The organism is Bifidobacterium callitrichidarum, assembly GCF_003129905.1.
GTDB classification, from domain to species: Bacteria; Actinomycetota; Actinomycetes; order Actinomycetales; family Bifidobacteriaceae; genus Bifidobacterium; species Bifidobacterium callitrichidarum.
Map to the genome: position 1 here is coordinate 1 of NZ_QFFM01000009.1, position 21,108 is coordinate 21,108.

At 61.3% G+C, this 21,108-nt stretch carries 14 protein-coding genes; 10 read left to right on the plus strand and 4 right to left on the minus strand.

Translation table 11 applies throughout. The annotated features are described in order from the left end of the window. Positions 1 to 595, minus strand: a 595-nt coding sequence (locus DF196_RS05150) for an integrase core domain-containing protein (RefSeq protein WP_146194706.1), incomplete at its 3' end; no start/stop codon positions are given. Positions 596 to 622: 27 nt separating this feature from the next. Between DF196_RS05150 and DF196_RS05155 the strand changes: the two genes are divergently transcribed. From DF196_RS05155 to DF196_RS05175, 5 genes are all read left to right on the plus strand, one after another. Continuing rightward, positions 623 to 1,813 carry an IS30 family transposase gene (locus DF196_RS05155; protein WP_109056818.1) on the plus strand — a complete coding sequence of 397 codons (1,191 nt, stop codon included), beginning with the start codon at positions 623 to 625 and terminating at the stop codon, positions 1,811 to 1,813. A gap of 166 nt (positions 1,814 to 1,979) precedes the next feature. After that, positions 1,980 to 4,085, plus strand: a complete 2,106-nt coding sequence (locus DF196_RS05160; RefSeq protein WP_158276272.1) for a zinc ribbon domain-containing protein — start codon at positions 1,980 to 1,982, stop codon at positions 4,083 to 4,085. Between the two features lie 26 nt (positions 4,086 to 4,111). Next, the gene (locus DF196_RS13815; RefSeq protein ID WP_241519593.1) at positions 4,112 to 4,816 is read left to right on the plus strand and encodes a TFIIB-type zinc finger domain-containing protein; all 705 of its coding nucleotides are present in this window, start codon (positions 4,112 to 4,114) and stop codon (positions 4,814 to 4,816) included. Positions 4,817 to 4,902: 86 nt separating this feature from the next. Continuing rightward, a complete protein-coding gene (locus DF196_RS05170) occupies positions 4,903 to 5,412 on the plus strand; it encodes a hypothetical protein (protein ID WP_476537590.1) in 510 nt (169 codons plus the stop codon). 52 nt (positions 5,413 to 5,464) lie between these two features. After that, positions 5,465 to 6,961, plus strand: a complete 1,497-nt coding sequence (locus tag DF196_RS05175) for a hypothetical protein (protein WP_146194707.1) — start codon at positions 5,465 to 5,467, stop codon at positions 6,959 to 6,961. A gap of 183 nt (positions 6,962 to 7,144) precedes the next feature. Here the strand turns inward: DF196_RS05175 and DF196_RS05180 are convergent, their stop codons facing one another. Beyond that, a complete protein-coding gene (locus DF196_RS05180; RefSeq protein ID WP_109056822.1) occupies positions 7,145 to 8,116 on the minus strand; it encodes a universal stress protein in 972 nt (323 codons plus the stop codon). A 265-nt stretch (positions 8,117 to 8,381) separates the two neighbouring features. Between DF196_RS05180 and DF196_RS05185 the strand changes: the two genes are divergently transcribed. Then, a complete protein-coding gene (locus DF196_RS05185) occupies positions 8,382 to 11,000 on the plus strand; it encodes an ATP-dependent Clp protease ATP-binding subunit (RefSeq protein WP_109056823.1) in 2,619 nt (872 codons plus the stop codon). Positions 11,001 to 11,334: 334 nt separating this feature from the next. Here the strand turns inward: DF196_RS05185 and DF196_RS05190 are convergent, their stop codons facing one another. Then, positions 11,335 to 13,023, minus strand: a complete 1,689-nt coding sequence (locus DF196_RS05190; RefSeq protein WP_241519594.1) for an acetolactate synthase large subunit — start codon at positions 13,021 to 13,023, stop codon at positions 11,335 to 11,337. A 284-nt stretch (positions 13,024 to 13,307) separates the two neighbouring features. Further along, positions 13,308 to 14,630 carry an amidohydrolase family protein gene (locus tag DF196_RS05195; protein ID WP_109056825.1) on the minus strand — a complete coding sequence of 441 codons (1,323 nt, stop codon included), beginning with the start codon at positions 14,628 to 14,630 and terminating at the stop codon, positions 13,308 to 13,310. 154 nt (positions 14,631 to 14,784) lie between these two features. Here DF196_RS05195 and DF196_RS05200 point away from each other — a divergent pair, with 154 nt between their 5' ends. The 4 genes from DF196_RS05200 to DF196_RS05215 all read left to right on the plus strand — a co-directional run bounded on the left by DF196_RS05200 (position 14,785) and on the right by DF196_RS05215 (position 20,785). Further along, positions 14,785 to 16,284, plus strand: coding sequence for a PucR family transcriptional regulator (locus tag DF196_RS05200; RefSeq protein ID WP_109056826.1), 1,500 nt, complete (start codon positions 14,785 to 14,787; stop codon positions 16,282 to 16,284). Positions 16,285 to 16,537: 253 nt separating this feature from the next. Beyond that, entirely contained in the window at positions 16,538 to 17,911 is a 1,374-nt protein-coding gene (locus DF196_RS05205) for an MFS transporter (protein WP_109056827.1), read from the plus strand. A gap of 141 nt (positions 17,912 to 18,052) precedes the next feature. Next, entirely contained in the window at positions 18,053 to 18,808 is a 756-nt protein-coding gene (locus DF196_RS05210) for a creatininase (protein ID WP_109056828.1), read from the plus strand. A 126-nt stretch (positions 18,809 to 18,934) separates the two neighbouring features. Then, entirely contained in the window at positions 18,935 to 20,785 is a 1,851-nt protein-coding gene (locus DF196_RS05215) for a bifunctional metallophosphatase/5'-nucleotidase (RefSeq protein WP_109056829.1), read from the plus strand. Positions 20,786 to 21,108: the final 323 nt, after the last annotated feature.

Here is a 21,108-nt window from a genome sequence, read left to right on the forward strand (position 1 = left end):
TTTCGATGGCATCCCGTTCGCCCGCGGTTCGTGCTTCCTCGTCGCGTCTGGCCTGTTCGCGGGCGGCGATCTCGGGGGCGGGGCCGGCCTTGCCCTTCGCCTCGTACGCTTCCTTGGGCGTGCGACGGTTCAGGGCGCGGTGGGGGCGTTCCTCGTTGTATTCGCGGCGGAACTCGTCGAGCTGCTGGTTGAGCGCGTCGAGGTCGCGTGCGAGGGGCCGGGCCATGAGCCATTGCTTCAACGTGCGGTGCCATCGTTCGATCTTGCCCTGCGTCTGGGGGTGATACGGCTTGCCGTTCTTCTGCCGTACGCCCATCAGGGCGAGCAGGCGTTCGAACGAGCCCGGATCGGCCGACAAAAGCCGGGTCGTGTACACGGTCCCGTTGTCGGTGAGCGTGGACGCGGGGATCCCGTACCGGGAGCATGCCTCGCGGAACGATGATTCGATCGTCTCCATCGTGACCGTCGGGAACGCGCGCGAGTACAGGAGGAACCTCGAGTGGTCGTCGAGCCAGGAGACGATCAGCGCGTCCGCGCCATCGCCGATCGGCCAGTGGGTGAAGTCCGACTGGGCGGGTTCTAGTGATCGTTGCAACGCTTGGCCGGGTGGCGGGAGTCATGTATGGGCAGGTGGGTTTTCGAGGGCGTGGAGTACGCGAGTCGGGGTCTTATGTGCAAGGCGAGGCGGGAACGCTACGTCGAATACCTCGACTCGGGTTTGAACTTCACGCAGGCCGCGAAGGCGGTCGGCGTGTCCAAACGCACGGGCAAGGTGTGGAGGAACGGCAGGACCCGCGCCACGGGCAGGAACGAGAAAGCCTCGGTCGACTGGTATCGTTCCGCCATGGACAGGCCGAAGAAGATTCATCCCAGGTATCTGAGCCAGGACGAGCGCATGAGCATCGCCGACCGGAGGCTCGCCGGCGACTCGATCCGCGGGATCGCCCGGAACACGAACCCGGCCACCGGAGCGTACGAGCCGTACCGGGCGCAGCAGATGAGCGCGGACCGGCTCAGACGGCCGAAGACCGCGAAGGCGCACGCGGTGCCGGGGCTGCTCGACTACATCCGCGACGGGTTGAGGGCGCATTGGAGCCCCGAGCAGATCGGCGGCATGCTCAGACGGGACTTCCCCGATAATGGGGACATGCACGTTTGCACGGAGACGATCTACCAGGCCATCTACGTCCAGGCCAAAGGAGAGCTCAGGAGGGAGGTCTCCAGGGCGCTTCGCTCCGGCCGGACCGCCCGACGCGCGAGGAACGACGGCAACGAACGCCGTCCGAGGTTCCGGGAGCCGATGGTCATGATCTCGGAACGGCCGCCCGAGGTGGAGGACCGCGCCGTGCCCGGCCATTGGGAGGGCGACCTGATCATGGGCGCGAACAACCGCAGCGCGATCGGCACGCTCGTGGAGCGCTCCACCCGGTTCCTGATCCTCCTGCACCTTCCGGACGGTCACGACGCGGAACACGTCCAGCAGGCCGTCATCGACCAGATGGGCCGTCTCCCGAAGCACCTGCGCAACTCGCTGACGTGGGACCAGGGCTCCGAGCTCGCGCTCCACAAGCGCATCTCGACCGCCCTGGACATGGACGTGTACTTCTGCGACCCGCACTCCCCGTGGCAGCGCGGCACGAACGAGAACACCAACGGGCTGCTCAGGCAGTACTTCCCGAAGGGCACCGACCTGGGCGGGTATTCACAGGCGTACCTGGACGCGGTCGCGGAGGAGATGAACGACCGGCCGCGCAAGACGCTCGGGTTCCGGAAACCCTCCGAGGCCATCCTCGACCTGATTAACGCCGCATGATACGATCACACCACCAAATCAAACAGCAACACAGGTGTTGCAACCATCACTAGAATCCGCCCCGTTGACAATAGCCAGCGGGGGGGGGTAACGTCAGAGCCAGAGGGAAGAACGGATGCCCGCCCTTCCTGTGTTTCGCAATGTTGCGAGAAAGGGGTGTGCTGTGATGAACGAGGACGATCAATCCACAATGTTTTGTCCCAAGTGCGGCACGAAACTGCCGGCGAATTCGTCGTTCTGCGGCAAGTGCGGCATTTCGTTGCAGGAATTCCTCAGTGGTGATAATGCGACTGATGAGCAACCCAATCGGCAAATACGCGGCAAAACACCGGCATCAGCACCGTCTGCCGTGCCGTCCGAGTTCGTCCAACCAAAGCCTCGTGCGGTGCCGAAGATTGAGGCTATGAATCTGATTGGTCTCGACGACGAACAAGCAGGTAAGGCGTTCAATATTCTTCGCGATGCCTATCAGGGGATTGAGGATGCCGAAGCCATCATTGGCCATGCCAATGCTTTTCGTACGAAACTTGGTCATATGCGCGCCATTGCTCGGGCGATTCTCGTTTGCGCCGTCGTGTGCGCCGTTGCCGCTGGCGTTTCGTTGTTTGCGATCCTGAACTACAGGCTTTCCTATATGTGGCAATTGGCGTGGGGATTGTCGGCTGCATCTGCAGTATTGTTTATCGCCTCTCTGGTGTCGTTGTTCATGCTTCGCTCAAGTTCGCGCGCTGTGTTCGCCGCTCAGCCGGGGGAGACTTCTGCCCAGGATAAGAAGAAGCGGATACAGCAAGCTATTGCGCCTATTACGATGCGTCTTCCGGAGTCGTTGTGCAATAAGGATTATGTGATTCGCGTACTCGATGGTTCGGATTCCGCGCTAAATTTCGGCAACGCAATGGTGGAAGCCGACCGGAGTCGTGGGTTCGCCGGCAGGAGGCACGCCTTCGATCATGCGGAACCGTTATCGGTGCCGTTGGACAAGATTGCCGGGCAAATCGTCCGCATAACGATGCCAGGTGAACAGCACGCTGACTCCAACACCATGCACGCTGACGTCGATACCATGCAAGACGATGCCCCTCATGAGGCCGCTGCGACGACTTTCGAAAGTCCCACGGCCGCCGATAACGCTCAAGCCAATACCGGTGACGGCACGAGTGTGGAATCATCCGATACTCAGACGGCCGCCCAATCCGGTGATGTGCACGCAGCATCCGACGTTGCTGAAGCGCCAGCCAAATCATCAGCCAAAGCTCCATCGCACCGTCCGCGCAAGTTTTACTTGGCAGCACCCATCGCGTCGCTGATCGCGTCGGTCGCGGCAATGGCCATCAGTGTCACAACCCTTGCCTGGGCGGCTCCGATGCGTCAACGCGAATTCGACGAGCGGAACACTGCTGCATCATACTGTTCCGATCAGTATCAGCGATTGGTCAAGGTTCGCAAGAATGCCGACGATGCGCTGGGCAAGGTGCAGTCGGATGCGAATAACGCGGATGTCTCCGCACTGCGCAAGCTGGTTGATGACGTGGATAAGGAATCATGTTCCGCCGAATCAACCGATCAGTTGCACAAGACCGCGGTGCAATATCAGCAGCAGACGAAACAACTGACCGATGTGCTGGCGAAAGTCAATACAACCGTTCAAGCGCAGCAGAGCGACACGCAAAAGCAGCTGGACTTGTATTCGAAGTTCAAACAGCTGTGGGAGAGTTTGAACATGGGCAATCCGACGAGTGGAAGTAATGCCTTGGACGGAACCTATTGTCGCAAGTCAGACGGCGCATGCCTGCGGATTCTTCACAGGCCAACGGATTATCAAACGGATTATCAGTATGGCACCCTGAAATATGCGGGTGGCGGCAGCAATCCACTGTTCGATGCGGGCGAGCTGGAGTTGGATTTTAATTACCAGTCTGTAATGGCAATGCCGGCGTTTATTGAATCAATCTATCTGAAAGCGGGGCGGAGCAATGAGATGTGCGGCTCGGCAATGAATTCGGACTGCACTGAACAGCATCTGTATTATGCTCCGGCAGGCATGGATCTGATGGCGGTCGCAGGGCATGGTACCGAAAGCGCCGATTCGATGTTGGGGGGAAACATAAACATTGACTCCTCCAATCTTCCTGATTCTTCAAAGCCGTATCTCATCGTAGGTTCGGTGAATGCTTTTCGAGAACTTGAAGATGGAGTCTTCGGACAGGACCCCAATTACGACGGTTACGGCAAAGACAAAGTCTCCGATAGCTCCGTGTTCTACAAGCGGTAATCGTCGGCGATGAAGGGATGAGACGTATGATTTGCAATCAGTGTGGAGCTGTGACTTCAATTGAAGGGCAACGATTCTGCGCGAAATGCGGCGCGCAATTACCTGAAGAGGTTCCAGCGGCATCGAAGACGCAGAGCGGGTCCGTGCCTCCTTTTTGCGGCCAATGTGGTGCGAAAACCGCCATCGAAGGCCAGATATATTGCCTCAAATGCGGGGCGAAATTGATTCCTGCGCAATCGACTGCGCGAGCCGTACCGTCAGCAGCTGCCCAGCCGATGCCGGTTCAGCCGAATGTGCAGCCGCAACCGGTGACTGTTCAATCGGTGCCGGTTCCCAGCACACAACCGCAGCCTCAGCCGCAGTTCCAAGCAGCGCCGCAATACGCGCAGCCTCAACCGCAATACATTTATGTGCAGTCTCAGCCGACGCCGGCTTTTACACCGAAGGGATATATAAAAACCAGTCGAGACAACACACTGCGATTGATTGCGGCCATTCTGGACATCGTCTACTGCTCCATCTGCGGTCTGATCGGCTTGGCGTCACTATTGCAAGTATCAGCCGGATCGCTCTTCCTGATCTGCCTGGCGTGGATGATTCCAATGACCTTGTACGGTTGGAAAATCTCAACTGGCGAAAAGCCGAACACCACCACGTTCGCCGTGTGCACATTGCTTTTCCTGAACCTGATCAGCGGCATTCTGCTGTTGGTCAGTGACAAGGATGCCTAGTCTCGAGGGAGCGTGTGATGTATTGCTATAAATGCGGTGCGCAATCGGCTCCGGGGCAACGATTCTGCCCCCAGTGCGGAACCAAGTTGATTGCCGAACATGCGCCACAGCAGTCTGCGGGCGCAATGCCTGGTGTGCAGCCCCATGTGGTGCCGCAACCTGCGACAGTCACCGCGGCAGCGTCTTCCGCCCAATCGCACACGTCGCGGAACGCGATCATAGCGCTCGCCGCCGTGGCAGTCGCGATAGTGGTGTCGATCGCTATCGGTTTCGCTTCCATGCGATACCAGTCGTTCCAAAGCGCGATCGATGCGTGCAGACCCAAGTTTGACTCGGACGTTTGGGATAGCGAAGTCGAGGGCGAATACAGTATGCTCAACCTCGGCGACAACGGCAAAACCCTGACCATTACCGCGAATTCATACAACTACGCCATTGCCGACTGCCTGTACGACGAACTGAACATGCCCACTTCCATACAGACGAAAATCATTCATACCCGTGCGATTGACGGCACGCAAACCGATAAATGGAATGGCATCACCGCCACATGGTCGTTTGACGATGACACATCGATCGTCATTCTGGAGCGCTGAATCGAACTCTCCATGCTTCAGCGCACCCGCCTGGCTCATTGAAAATGGCTCATTGAAAATAAACGATACTGCACGCACGGCGAATGCCATGAAAGGTCTATTGATGTTCTGCCCATTTTGCGGATTCCATATAGCAGCCGAGGATTGTGAGTATTGCCCTCACTGCGGAAAGTCTCTTGACGTTGTGAAACAGCGACGGGATATCGAGGGGCTCGTTCAAGCGACGGCATTGCCGCAGCCGTCGGTGGATGCTGATGAGACTATGGTGGATGCGACGTGGGCTTTGCAACTGGAGTCGTCCGATGCGGGTTGGGAACCGGGGGAGCCGTGGAATCCGAGTCAGGCACCGCTTCAATCGTCAGCTCGGTCGTCGCATCGCGCGCTGATTATCGCATTATTCGCCGTAATCGGGCTTGTGGTGGCGGCATTGGGCGCGCAACTGGGCGTTCTGCTGTTAGGCGTACTGCCTATTGATTATTTTCAGCGTATACGTATGGCCGGATGGGGCGTCTGCATGGTGGGTGTCGTTTTGTCGGTGGTGATTGCCGTCGTGCAATATGATGATGGTCGCGAACGTGGAGGCGAGCGCCAATCCCGGTTCGGCTCGATTACCGCCGTCATGATCGCCGGTACGGTGGTCGTCGCATTATGCCTTGTCAATACCTTGTGGGCGAACCCGCGAGCAATGCGCAACCAGAGTCAGGCGGTGGCCGATTGCAGTGCCGAATACCAGCGTTTTGCCGAAGCGCGGAAGAATGCTTTGCCGGATAACGGTCTTGATAGACTCAGCGTACATGATTTCCGCAAGAGCACCGCAGCCCGTGACGCCATAAGAAATCAGTCGTTCAGCTGCCCTGAGAACGCATCCGCCCGACAATTGCAATCCGTGAGTGCCGACCAGCGTGCGTGGGTCGCCGCTCTTCCCCACAAAATCGATGCGATCAGGAAATCATTGAAATCGCGCGACGAATACACGTTGGATGATATCGTCAAAGCCGGGGCGGATGGCTCGTATCGTGCTATTTCCGGCAAATATTGCCGTGTGGATGACGTGTGTTGGGGGATCGGCACCGATGGCAAAATCGAACGTATAGGCATGACGAATAAGGACGATTGGTTGCAGAGCGGCAGTGGTGTCTCTACCTTGAGCGTGGTGAGGGACAGGAATGTTGATAATCTTCACCAGCACAATGTCGGTTTGACGCTGATGGGGCCGGAGGATGAAGCAAAGTGTGTGCAAGGTTCCGGTTCGGATTGTGATAATGCGCCGAATTACGAAATGCTCTCTTATCGAAGTGTCGTCTGGTATTTCCGCAAAGGGGTAGCTGTGGACGATCTTCGTCAATATGGCTGCTCTGGTCGGTGCTCCGACAATTTCGTTCCTCCGGATACGTCAAGGCCGTTTTTGCTGATTCCACTGATGGGTGGCACTGTAGCGGCGGCCAATGAGCCGTCTGATCAGAGGGTGTTTTATCTGCAGGACGATGTCATCTATGACATGTTGGGATGCAACTCCTTTCCCGAATATAGTTCACTGGGGAAGTGCTAGTGAACTTTATTCGGGCGGAGGAGGGTTGTTTCCCGAATATAGTTCACTGGGGGATGGCTAGTGAACTAAATTCGGGAAACGGATGGATTTTTCCGTAATATTGCTCGCTGAGTAATCCATAATGGGCAAATTGACTCATCCATAATGGGCAAATTGACTCATCCATAATGGACGAATGGATAATCAGTGCACCACTGTCACCGTGCACTCGGCGAAATTGACGATTTGGCGGGAAACCGAGCCCAAGAAGTGCGCGTCCAAACCAGAAAGACCGCGTGAGCCTACCACCAAATGCGAGGCGTAGCGCGAGGCGGCGATCAATCCCTTGGAAGCCGGAATGTGGAAGGCGTGCGTAGTGATCCGCACATCCTGCGGCACCTCAATACGCTCCATCATCTCCTCCAGTATTTCCTCGGCACGCAGCTGACCCACCTTCACCGGAGCCACCGCGTTCTCATAACCCGGAATAACCCCTAAATCCTTCAACTGCCAGCAGAACAGCACATCCAACGGCACCTTGTGCAAACGCGCCTCTTCAAGCGCAAACTTGAAAGCTCCCTCCGATCCGCGCGAACCATCGACACCAACCACCACCGGCCGGCCGGAAACCTCAGTCGGCGCAGACGAACCCGGCTCAATATAATGCACCGGCTTATCCCCAGGCGTCAGCGCGTTGGCGATGGCATCGGTCACCGATTCCTCCTCGCCTCCGGTGATGCGCACCACCGTGACCGGCACCTCGGCCTCTTCGGCCAACGATGCGGACAGTGAGCCCAGAAACCAACGAGCCACGCGCCCAAGTGAACGACGGCCCACCACGATCTGCTGCGCATCATGGCCGATCTGCAACAGCGCAGACGTGCCCGAAGCCTTCACCGAAGTCAGTTTGAGCCGAGCCGGGTCGAAATCGATGCCCCGCGCGGCCTTCTCCACCCAATCACGCAGTTCGCCGGCGATCTCCTTGCGAACCTTGGCCCACGCCTCATCGCTGTCCGGTTCAGAACCCATATCCCACGAATGAGTCCAGCCGAATACGGCATTTACGCACTGGCCGGTCAGCGAAGCCTCCTCCAAAGCCCATTTCAAAGCGGCGAAGGACTCTTCGGAACCGTCCACACCGACCACGATGTCGGCTTTGACGTTGATTTCACTCATCACAACCTCCTTTGGGTGCACTAGGGTGACGTCTGATTCCAGCATAACGTGATATGCGCACTTGGCCCGGCATTGATATCAGTGATATTGCGGTTCTTTTTGCTCGTATTCACGGCGAAAGGAACAAGAGGAGATCGATTTTGGCTGGCGCAGGGCGGACTCGGCGTCGACTTTCCCTCTCTGAGCGCAATTCATGGAATCAGGCGAATAAACGTCACCGTGAATCGGTAGAGTAAAACGGAATGTCAATTGAGGAAGGACAAGCATGTTCGAACGGTTTACCGACCGTGCACGGCGCGTGATCGTGTTGGCGCAGGAAGAGGCAAGATCCCTGCAGCACAACTACATCGGCACCGAACACCTGCTGCTCGGCCTGATCCGCGAGGGTGAGGGCGTGGCCGCGAAGGCGCTCGCCTCGAAGGGCGTGACGCTGGATGCCACCCGCAAGCAGGTCGAGGAAATGATCGGCAAGGGCAACGCGGCTCCGAACGGGCACATCCCCTTTACTCCGCACGCCAAGCAGGTGCTGGAGTTCTCGCTGCGTGAAGCGTTGCAGCTCGGCCATAGCTACATCGGCACCGAGCACATTCTGCTGGGCCTGATTCGCGAGGGTGAGGGCGTGGGCACCCAGGTGCTCATCAAGATGGACGTTGACCTGGGCGAGCTGCGCAGCGCCACCATCGATATGATCCGCGGTAATTCCGGTACCGGTTCCGCCGACGGCAAGGGCGACTTGGCCAACGCCGGCGGCGTGGCGGACAAGCAGAACAAGTCCGGTTCCGCCATTTTGGACCAGTTCGGCCGCAACCTCACGCAGGAGGCCGCCGAAGGCAAGCTCGACCCGGTCATCGGCCGTACCAACGAGATCGAGCGCGTGATGGTCGTGCTCTCCCGTCGCACCAAGAACAACCCGGTACTGATCGGCGAGCCCGGCGTGGGCAAGACCGCCGTGGTGGAGGGCCTGGCCCAGAAGATCAACGCCGGCGACGTGCCGGAAACCCTGAAGGGCAAGCAGGTCTACTCGCTCGACCTCGGTTCCATGGTGGCCGGTTCGCGTTACCGTGGCGACTTCGAGGAGCGCCTGAAGAAGGTCCTCAAGGAGATCAAGACCCGCGGCGACATCGTGCTGTTCATCGACGAGATCCACACCATCGTGGGCGCCGGCTCGGCCGACGGCGCGCTGGGCGCCTCCGATATGTTGAAGCCGATGCTGGCCCGCGGCGAGCTTCAGACCATCGGTGCCACCACCACGGACGAGTACCGCAAGTATATCGAGAAGGACGCGGCCCTCGAACGCCGCTTCCAGCCGATTCAGGTGCACGAGCCGACCATTGCCGAGACCATCGAGATCCTGAAGGGTCTGCGTTCCCGTTACGAGAACCACCATCACGTGACCATCACGGATGGTGCCCTGCAGTCCGCCGCCGAGCTGTCGGCACGGTACATCCAGGACCGTCACCTGCCGGACAAGGCCATCGACCTGATCGACGAGGCCGGCGCACGTCTGCGCATCAAGCGTCTGACCGCCCCGCCCGAGCTCAAGGAGCTGGACGAGAAGATCGCCAAGGTGGCCGCCGACAAGGACGAGGCCATCAAGGCCCAGGACTTCGAGAAGGCCGCCACCCTGCGCGACAGCCAGGAGAAGCTGGAGGCCGACCGCAAGGCCAAGGAAAGTTCCTGGCGCGAGGGTGAATCCGACGTCAAGATGGTCGTGGACGAGGACGTGATCGCCGAGGTGATCAGCTCCACCACCGGCATCCCGGTGTTCAAGCTCACCCAGGCCGAGTCCAAGAAGCTGCTCAACATGGAGGCCGAGCTGCACAAGCGCATCATCGGCCAGGACGAGGCGGTCTCCGCGCTGTCCCGCTCCATCCGCCGTACGCGCGTGGGCCTCAAGGATCCGAAGCGTCCCGCAGGTTCGTTCATCTTCGCCGGCCCCACCGGCGTGGGCAAGACCGAACTGGCCAAGACGCTCGCCGAATTCCTGTTCGACGACGAGGACGCGCTCATCCGCGTGGATATGTCCGAGTTCTCCGAGAAGTACGCCGCCTCGCGTCTGTTCGGTGCGCCCCCGGGATACGTGGGCTACGAGGAGGGCGGCGAGCTCACCGAGAAGGTGCGCCGCAAGCCGTTCTCCGTGGTGCTGTTCGACGAGATTGAGAAGGCCCACCCGGACATCTTCAACACGCTGCTGCAGGTGCTGGATGACGGTCATCTGACCGATGGCCAGGGCCGTAAGGTGGACTTCAAGAACACCATCATCATCCTGACCACCAACCTGGGCACGCGCGACATCGCGAAGATGGCGAACACCGGCTTCAACCTCGGTTCCAACACCGAGTCGAGCTACCAGCGCATGAAGGAGCAGGTGAGCGCCGAACTCAAGCAGCAGTTCCGCCCTGAGTTCCTGAACCGTCTGGACGATATCATCGTCTTCAAGCAGCTCACCGAGCCGCAGGTGCGCCAGATCGTGGATCTGGACGTCAAGCAGCTCAACGACCGCCTGTTCGACCGTCACATGTCGCTCGAACTCACCGACGCCGCCAAGGACCTGCTCGCGCAGAAGGGCTTCGACCCGCTGCTCGGCGCCCGTCCGCTGCGCCGCGTGATCCAGCGCGACATCGAGGACGCCATCTCGGAGAAGATCCTGATGGGCGACCTTGCCGACGGCCAGCGCGTGGTGGTGGACGCCGAGGGCGAAGGCATCCTGGGCGAGTTCACCTTCAAGGGTGAGACGTTCGAGGACGCCAAGTCCGCCGACGGTGCCGGCGTTGATGGTGCTGACGCTGGTGAAGGTGGAAAGCCCGAGCTAGTCGATGCATCGACCGCTGGCGACTCCGGGGCGGCTGATACCGGCGCAGCCGGCGAGCAGTCGGCCGAGTAAGGTCCGCTGACAGTCGATATAACGAGAGGGCTTCGATTCCGTGTGGAATCGAAGCCCTCTTCGTTGTGTTTTGGCTTTGTTAAACCAAGATTGACATGTCCTTTATTCTTGGCTCCCCTTGTCAGGGGAGCTGTCGGCGAAGCCGACTGAGGGGTAGTCCAATGGCATTCATGTCAATCTTGGTTTAACAAAGCCTTGTGTTTCGGCTCCCTTCCTGAGTGGAGCCATCACGCCATAGAGCGACCGAGGAAAGTCATGTCCGGTATCAGCCTGATGCTCCCCTCAGTCAACTTCGCTGACAGTTCCCCTCAGCGAGGGGAGCCAAAGGAATCGATCAGCCGCTGAAGTCCACCTCACCGAGTTTTTCGATGAGCTTCATGTTTTCGGAGTAATCGACCGGGCAGGCGATGATGTCGATGCCGGAGCCCGAGCGTAGGGCGGCGCGCAGGGTGGGGTAGAGCTGGTCGGCGGATTCGATGAGATGGCCCTTGGCTCCGAAGCTCATGCCGAGCTCCACCACGTCCGGGTTGTTGAAGTCCACGTACTCGTGGCTGCCGTCGTGCAGGTCCATCTTCCACTTGATCAGGCCGTACGCCTCATCCACCCACACCAGGATCACCATACGGGCGCCCACGCGCACGGCGGTCTCGATCTCCTGCACGTTCATCATGAACGAACCGTCGCCCATGACCGCGAGCACCGGGCGACCCGGGTTCTCCAACGAGGCAGCCACCGCACCCGGCAGCGTCCAGGCCATGGTGGACAGGGAATTGTCGATCACGCAGGTGTTCGAATAGTAGGTGGGGTAGAGGCGGGCCATCCACATCTTCAGGGCGCCCGTATCCACCAAGGCGATGTCCGTGTCCGTCTCCATCGCGCGGCGCGTGTCCGCCACGATGCGCTGCGGCTTCATCGGGAACGAATCGTCGTTCGCGTACGACTCGTATTCGGTCTGCAGCAGCTCGTGGATCTTCGGGTGCGAGACGCCAAACGTCACGCGCTCGGCCTTGAGCTGGGCGATGAGCGCGCTGAGCGTGGCATCGATGTTGCCCATGATGTTCAGGGCCGTGGAGTAATGCGCGTCCGTGTCCTCGATGAACGTGTTGATGTGGATGATGGTCTTGTCGTCGTTCGGGTTGATCTTCTTCGGATCGAACTGCTGGATGGAGAAGCCCACCGCAATGATGAGGTCCGCCTCGTCAAACGCGAAGTTCTCGTAGTCGTGACGCATGAAGCCCACCACACCGAGGGCCAGCGGGATGCGGTCCGAAATCACGCCTTTGCCTTCGAACGTGGTGGCCACCGGCACGTTGAGCTGTTCGGCCAGCGCCAGCAGGCGGTTCTCGGCATGGCCGCGCGCCACGCCGTTGCCGGCAAGGATGATCGGGTGCTTGGCGCCGCGGATGATGCTCACGGCGCGGGCGATGGTGTCCTCGGTGGGCGCGAAGCTCATCGGATTGGGCAGCGGCAGCGGATGCGCGTCCGCGGGAGCCGGCATTTCGGCCACGTCCTCCGGCAGGATCAGGCAGGTGGCGCCCGGACGGTTGCGCTGGGAGATGGAGAAGGCCTTGCGCACCATCTCCGGCACGCTTGCCGGCTCCATGATCATCGAGGTCCACTGGGTGAGCGGGCGGAACACGCTGACCAGATCGATGATCTGGTGCGATTCCTTGTACAGGCGGGACACGTTGCCTTGCGCGCAGATCGCCACCAGCGGCGTGGTGCTGGCGTTCGCCTGAGCCACCGGCAAGGTGAGGTTCAGCGCGCCCGGGCCGAGCGTGGCCAGGCACACGCCGGGCTTGCCGGTCAGGTGGCCCTGGGTGGCGGCCATGAAGCCGGCGCCCTGCTCGTGACGGGTCAGGATGAACCGGATGCGGCCGTCGCGCTCGATGGCCTCCATGAGCGGGATGTTTTCCTCGCCCGGAATGCCGTACATGGTCTCGACGCCCTCGTTGACCAAGCATTCCACGAACAGATCGGCCACGGTACGGATATGGTTGGTGTTCTCAATCGCTGCATTCACGGTAGGGAAGTGTAACAGGCGGGATGTGCGATGCCCCGATGAGGCATGTTGTAACGCGGACGGCGCGGACCGCGGCTCGGGACGGCAAAAGACTGTATGTTCGCGTCTGAACGATGGAGGTGCGAACATACAGTCTCCTTTGGCCCGTGGAAAGACTGTATGTTCGCGGGCGCTTCGTCCAGACGCGAACATACAGTCTGCCGTCTCGGTTTTCAGGGTGCTCGGCCGGCGGATCGTGGATGCGTCGATGCCGCCGACCGATGGGATGGCCCGATGGCCCGCCTCTACCGCAGCAGATCCAGCGGGGTGTCCACCGACTCGTGACGGGTGAACAGGGTGCGGCCGCCACGCACGGAACGCAGCACGGAACAGCGCTCGTAGACGGCGTCGAACACGCTGGAGGCGTCCAGCACGATGAAATTGGCCGGCTTACCCGCTTCCAGACCGTACGAGTCACGCAGCCCCAACGTGGTGGCGCCGTTGACGGTGAGGAACTTCAGCGCGTCGTCGATCTCCTCGAAGCTCATCATCTGCGCCAGATGCAGGACGTAGTCGAGAATCAGCATCATGTTGCCGTTGCCCACCGGATACCACGGATCCTGCATGGAATCCTGACCGAGTGAGACGTTCACGCCCGCCTCGGTGAGCTCCTTGACACGGGTGATGCCGCGGCGCTTGGGGAACGTATCCTGACGGCCCTGCAGATACAGGTTCTCGGTGGGAGCACACGCGAAGTTGATGTGCGCGGCCTTGAGCAGCTTGGTCAGGTGGAAGAAGTAGGCGTTGTCCGCCGAACCCAGCGAGCAGGTGTGGCTGGCCGTGACCTTCGGGCCGATGCCCGTCTTGTACGCCAGGGCGGAGAGCAGCTCCACGTACCGCGAGTTCGGGTCGTCGGTCTCGTCGCAGTGCACGTCGATGAGCCTGCCGTACTTGGAGGCCAGCTCCACCACCGTGTGCATCGAACGCTCGCCGAACTCGCGGCACTGCTCGAAGTGGGGGATGCCGCCCACGCAGTCCGCGCCCATCTTCAGGCCTTCCTCGACCAGGTCGGCGCCGGATTCGCCGTGTGGGCCCTCGTATGAGTACATGCCCTCCTGAGGGAAGCTCACGATCTGGATGGTGACCGTGTCCTTCAGCTCCTCCTTGAGTTCCAGCAGCGCTTTCAGGGAGGTGAGGTTCGGGTCCGTGACGTCCGCATGCGAACGGATGAACTGCACGCCATGCAGCATCTCCTTCTTGATGCCGATCTTCGCGCGCTCCTTGACCTCCTCCACCGTCAGATCGGACTTGGTCTCGCTCCAACGCTGGATGCCCTCGAACAGCGTTCCCGTCTCGTTCACGGCACCGGGCTTGCGGGCGGTGAACACGTAATCAAGATGCAGGTGCGTGTCGCAGAACGGCGGGCAAACGAGCTTGCCGCCCAGGTTCACGACCTCCGCCCCGTTCAGGTCCTTGCCCTGGGCCGCGAGTTTTGCGGTGAGATTCGGTCCGATGGCGGTGAATACGCCGTCCTCGACCAGGATGTCCTGCAAAGGTGCGGTGTCCGCCGCGGTGCTGCCCGGATTGCCGGTGGCGATGTGTGCGTTGGTGAACAGTGTGGTGGTCATCGAAGGCTCCTTGGGTCAGTTTGTCCAGATGTATTGCCGACTGGTTACGTACGTCAAGGGCTTGCGTAACCAACTGCGGTTATTCTCGGCACCACGCTTTGCGATGACGTGTATCCGATGCAACCGGTGTATTACCGGAGAATGGACAGATTGTATGGTGGTTTCGATTCGCGACGCACTGGCCGAAGAGCGGTTCCGCTTGGCGCAGCCCGTGGTCGAGGTCGAGGGGAAGGGCCTCGACCGACCGGTTCGGTGGGTGTTCACCAACGAACGCGAGGATGTGGCGAATTTCCTGTCCGGCGGCGAAATGCTCATTATCGAGGGCAACGCCCTGCGTGGTGCCGGATGGTCCGGAACCCTTGACGAATACGTGCGAAGCCTGGTCTCGGCGAATGTCGCGGCGTTGGTGGTGGAACTGGTCGAAGGCGTGCGGCAGATGCCGGCCGCACTGCTGTCGGCCGCCCGCGAGCAGCGGCTCACGCTGATCGGGCTCAAGGCGCGCGTGCCGTTCGTGGACCTGTGCCAGGAGGTCAATACGGCCATCGTCCGTGAGCAGATGCGCTTCCAACTGGAGGTGGACACTATGTCCACCTCGTTGCGTGAAGGTTTATCCCATGCGGACGGCATCGAGGCCGTAGCCATGACCGTGGCGGAGCTGTTCGGTCAGTCCGTGGCCGTATTCGACGCGGACGGATTGCTCGCCGCCGAGGCGGGCGGTCCCTTCCGTGCGGGGGAACCGACCGCGGTGGTGGCGTTGTCCGGGCAATCGCGGCCGGTGGGTGCCCTGGAGATATCCCAGCGCGCGATGCTGCTGGACGAGGACAAACGGCGGACGCTGGCCACCATCGTCTCACCGGTCGCCGCGCTGTACATCGACGGCGGCGCCCGCATCGGCATGATTCGGCATCTGGCACTGGGCCCCGCGGACGGCATCCACGCCTCGCTCTCCGAGGCCAAGGACGCCCACGCCATGCTCACCGCCCTGGGCTTCGCTGGATCATCCATCTACATGCCGTTCGCCCTGCGCTTCCGCTCGCTGGTGGAGGGCCTCGACTCCGTCTCCGACATGATCGAGCGATTCTGCGAGGAACCCGGCTATGAGGTGGCCTGCATGCTTTCCGGGGACATGATGACCGGTTGGATGTCCGCCGAGGACTCCACCGGCGGCGTGGCCGCGTTCGACGCTCGGTGCTTCAGGGAACTGGACAGTCTTGGCGGCGACGGCATCTATGTGGTGCACGGCAAGGTGGCCATGGACACCGTCACCTTGGTGGACGGCTTCGCCGGCCTCAACGATGTGATGAGCCGCGAACCGCAATACGGGCAGGTGACGGGCACCATGTCCGCCGCAATCAGCCGTTTCGTGGCCACCGAGGATATGGACCGCGCCATACGAACGCTCGTCGTGCAGACCATCGGCGTGGAGGTGGCGTCGCAGCCCATGCTGCTGGACACGCTGTGCGCCTGCTTTGACAACCTCGACAACAAGACCGGAGCCTGCGAGCAATTGGGCATCGGACGGCAGACCCTGTACAACCGACTGGACAAAGTGACCCAGATGATCGGCGTCGACCACAACGATCGTCGGGATTGGTCCACCCTGCTGTTCGCCGCGAAACTGGCCAAGGCATGGCAATCCGAGCATCGGGGATGACGGACCGGGCATGGCTGACAGACTGTCCAGCATGGTCACGGGTGACGTAATCCGCGGTTCATGTTCCGGCAAATCTTGTGCGGCATAGTCATGGTCAACGCAGCGGACGAGGCCAATCCGATGCGAGACATCGGAACCGCTTCGCGGCGACGGCTTGAACATCACGAACACCAAGACACAGCATCACCTAGAGCTTCACAAGACTGTTCGGCGATTACGCCAACCACATTCCACTTGAAAGGGCGGTGACATCATGAGCTCGGCAACCATTACCTCCGCACGACTGATGAACTCCACACCGGAAACCGAAGAACAGGCCATGGTCGGGAAGGTGGCCGTCTCCTCCTTCCTCGGCAACTTCATCGAATGGTTCGATTACGCCTCCTATTCCTACTTCGCCACCACGATCGCCCTGGTCTTCTTCCCGACCGGCAACCACACGGTGGCCATGCTGCAGACCTTCGGCATCTTCGCGCTGTCCTTCATCCTGCGCCCGATCGGCGCCCTGTTCTGGGGCAGCTACGGCGATAAGAAGGGGCGCAAGGCCGCGCTGGCGCATTCCATCCTGTTCATGTCCGGCGCGAGCTTCCTCATCGGCTGCCTGCCGTCCTACTCGGTGATCGGCGTGGGCGCGCCGATCCTGCTCCTGCTGCTGCGCATGGTGCAGGGCTTCTCCGCCTCCGGCGAATATGCCGGTGCCGCCACCTTCCTCGGCGAGTACGCCCCCACCAAGAAGCGCGGCATCTACTGCTCCCTGATCCCGGCGTCCACCGCCATCGGCCTGCTGGCCGGATCCACGATCGCCACGATGATGACCGCGAACCTCGGTCAGATGGCGATGGTGGATTGGGCATGGCGCGTGCCGTTCCTGCTCGCCGGCCCGCTCGGCCTCATCGTGCTCTACATCCGCACCAAGCTCGCCGACTCCCCGGTCTACCAGCACATGAACGACGCCCTGGAGGCCAAGACCGACAGGAACCTCGAGGACAAGGCCGTGGCCGACGGCGGCATGTTCGCCCCGCTCAAGGAGCTCTTCCGCGGACACTTCAAGGCGCTCGCCATCAGCTTCGGCGCCTGCGTGCTCAACGCGGTCGGCTTCTACACCGTGCTCACCTACCTGCCCACCTATTTGTCCGACACCGTGGGCATGGACGCCACCCAGTCCGGCACCATCACGACGATCTGCCTGGTCGCCTATGTGTTCATGGTGTTCGGCATGGGCCACATCTCCGACATGTTCGGCCGCAAGAAGGTGCTCATCGGTGCCTGCGTGGCATTCATCGTGCTCACCGTTCCCGCCTTCCTGATCCTCAACACCTCCCAGTTCTGGCCGGTGCTGATCGTAGAGCTCGCCATGTGCGCCACGCTCACCGCGAACGACGGCACACTGTCCAGCTACCTGACCGAGACGTTCCCCACCTCCGTGCGCTTCACCGGATTCGCCTTCAGCTTCAACCTGGCCAACGCGATCTTCGGCGGCACCGCCTCCTTCATCGCCACCGGCCTGATCGCCCTGACCGGCTCGTCCATCGCCCCCGCCTGGTACATGGTGGGTGTGGCCGCGATCGCCCTGGTGGCCATGATCCTCTCCCACGAGAACACGGACAAGGACCTGAGCCACATCTGATCGGTGCGCCTCGCATCCCCCATCCCGCTGATCGGCTCCCCTTCCTCGGCGAGGGGGAGCCTGTCATTTGCGTTAACGCAATCCGACTATTTTTCCCAATCAATCACATAACCACACGCCGCAATCCAAAGGAGTACACAAATGGGCAGCAACCGCCGTATGGACCATATGACCTGGCTGGAATTCAAGGAGGCGAAGAACCGTCCCGTCATCGTGCCCATCGGTTCCACCGAACAGCACGGGCAGCACCTGCCCATCGGCACCGATGCGGTGCTTGCCACCCGCATCTCCGAGGACCTGGCGGAAAAGATTGACGGCACCGTGCTGCCCACCCTGAGCTACGGCTACAAGTCCAAGCCGCTCTCCGGCGGCGGCCCGCTGTTCCCCGGCACCATCGACATGAACGGCGTGACCGTCATCAACCAGATGCACGATGTGCTGTCCGAACTCATCGCGGACGGGTTCACCAAGATCGTGGTGATGAACGCGCATTTCGAGAACGAGGCGTTCATCGTGGAGGCCATCGACCTCATCACCCGCGAGACTGGGGGAGTGGCCACCATCGTGGAGACCAACTGGTGGGATCCGCTGCCGCAATCCGTGGTGGATGAGGTCTTCGACGGCCTTGTGTTCCCCGGTTGGGCCCTGGAGCATGCGGCCGTGACCGAGACCTCGCTGATGCTGCACTACGCTCCGGAACTGGTTCACATGGACCGTGCGGTCGAGGAAGCCGGTGCCGAGGCCAAGTCCTACGTGCGCTACCCGGTCCGTCAGGGCGACGTGCCCGCCCACGGCGGACTTGCCAACCCGGCCGGCTCCAGCGCCGCACGCGGCAAGCTCATCGCCGATGCCTGCGTGGATGAGGTGGCCCGCATCTGCGAGACCGAATTCGCGTGATACGTGCGTGATGTGCGTGCGATACGTAGGTTGAGGAAAGAGTTCACCTGAGTGTCGTCTTAGCGTCGCCCCGGCACGGGAATCCGTTCAATCGCCGCTCCTACATTGCCAAGTGTGAGCAAGGGTATGAATCGCCGGCGCATGTGGTCCGGCAGGCGGTCGGGGGTCGTCCTCACCATCATCGTATCGACTATTCTTGCGGCTCTCGTGGCACCCAACGCAATCGGTGCCTCGGGAGCCGTTCCCTTTGACGGCGAGGATCCGGCCAGCGGCACGCGCACGGTGACCATCGCCGACATCACCGATTTCCATGGCCATATCGAACGCGGGGCCGACGTGGCCGCCGCCTTCACCTTGGCGGACAGCCATAATCCAGGCAACCTGGTGGCCGTCTCGGCCGGCGACCTGGTGGGTGGCTCCCCATACGAATCCGCGGTCCAGCAGGACAAACCCACCTTGGCGATGGCCAGGACCTGGGGATTGACGATCTCCGCGGTCGGCAACCACGAATTCGACCGCTCCGTGGCGGATTTCAACGACCGCATCGCCGCGCCCGCCAACGGCATCGACTGGCTGTGCGCCAACATTTCGGCGGCCAACAAACGTCCGGACGGCAAACTGAGCCGGGTCAAGGACTACGTGATTCGCACGGTCAACGGCAAGCGGGTGGGGTTCGTGGGCGCGCTCACCGACGCGCTCGGCTCGGTGGCCACGCCGCAGATCACGCGCGACGCCGACCTGGCCGAACATGACGTGGACGCCATCAACCGTGTGGCCGGCGAGCTCAAGCGTTCGGGCAAGGCGGACGCCGTGGTGGCGCTGCTGCACGCCGACGCCTCCGCGGCCCGCGATATCGGGCGCGATGTGGACGTGGTGTACGCGGGACATTCGCACGCCGTCAAGCGCGACGTGACCGCGGGCGGCGCGCCGATCGTCGAAGCGGGCAGTTTCGGGCGTGACGTGGCCGTGCAGGACCTCATCATCAAGGGCCATGGACCTCATGCCTCGGTGCGTGTGGCTGATGTGGACCTGGGCAACGGCGTGCAGCATACGGCGGTGCCCGGCGTGCTCAACGTGGAGGGCATGAACGCGCGGCCGGTTCGTCAGGCGGCGTGGATGAGCGCCGGTGGACAGGATGCCACGGCGATCACCCGTTCGCAGCAGGTGTATGCGTCGGCCGGCGCGTATGCGGCCAAGGTGGGCGTCAAGGTGATCGGCACCCTGGCCCATGGTGCCAATTTCGACAAGCGCACCTCGCCGGGCCATGAAGGCTCGGTGGGCATGCTCGTGGCCGACGCCAACCGTGAGTCGGTGATGCGGCACGTCTACGCCGGCCTGCGATTGCCTGTCGCCGGTTTTGCGAATGATGGCAGCATCAGGACCGCCCGGCTCGACATGGACGGGGACGGCCGTGTGACCGTACGTGAGGTGGACAGCCTGTTGGCGTTGCAGTTCAAGGCGGCGCATGAGACGCTGCGCGGCCGGGATGTCAAGGCCGTGCTTGCCCAGCAGTTCCGACGCGGGGCGGATGGCGGAGTCAAGAGGCGTTGGATAGGCATCTCCTCGAACGTGGCGTACCGGTATGTGACCTGCGGGGGAGTGGACGACCCGTGTGCAGCGGAGGATGCCAAGGCGAAGGCCGTCAAGGGTGATTCGAATGATGCCAATGACCGTGACGGCGATTCGTTGCGGGGACAGCAACGCGGCAAGGCGGCGGCCGAAGCGGAGGAGAACTACAAGAAGGCTCCGGTGCGTATCGTGGATCTCACCATCGACGGCAAGCCAGTCGCCGATGACGATCTGGTGATCATCGCGTCCAATTCCTATCTGCTGCAGGGAGGTGACGATTACACGGCCTTCCGTGCCGGCACCAACTACGGCGAGCTCGACATGTCCTACCGTCAGCCGTTGGCCGAATACCTTGCGCGGCATCCCGTGCTCGCGCCGCATGTGCCGGAAACCGGTACGGAGGCGTGAGATTGGTTCTTGTTCCTCCTCGCTGGGGGCTTCGAACGCAGTGAGACCGCGGGGAATCGCTCATCAAAAGGCTCCCCTCAGTCAGCTTCGCTGCCAGCTCCCCTCAGGGAGGGGAGCCAGAGAGATGATAAATAAGGCTCTGTTAAACCACGATTGACATGGTCCCCATTCTCGGCTCCCCTTGTCAGGACATTGCCGTGAAGCAAACGGTAGGGCCGTCTACATGCGATGTGCGAGGCGACAGCCAAGCCAGCAGAACGCGAACGGAGTTCGTCGTTGATCGCAGGACGAGCTGTCGGCAAAGCCGACTGAGGGGTAGTCCA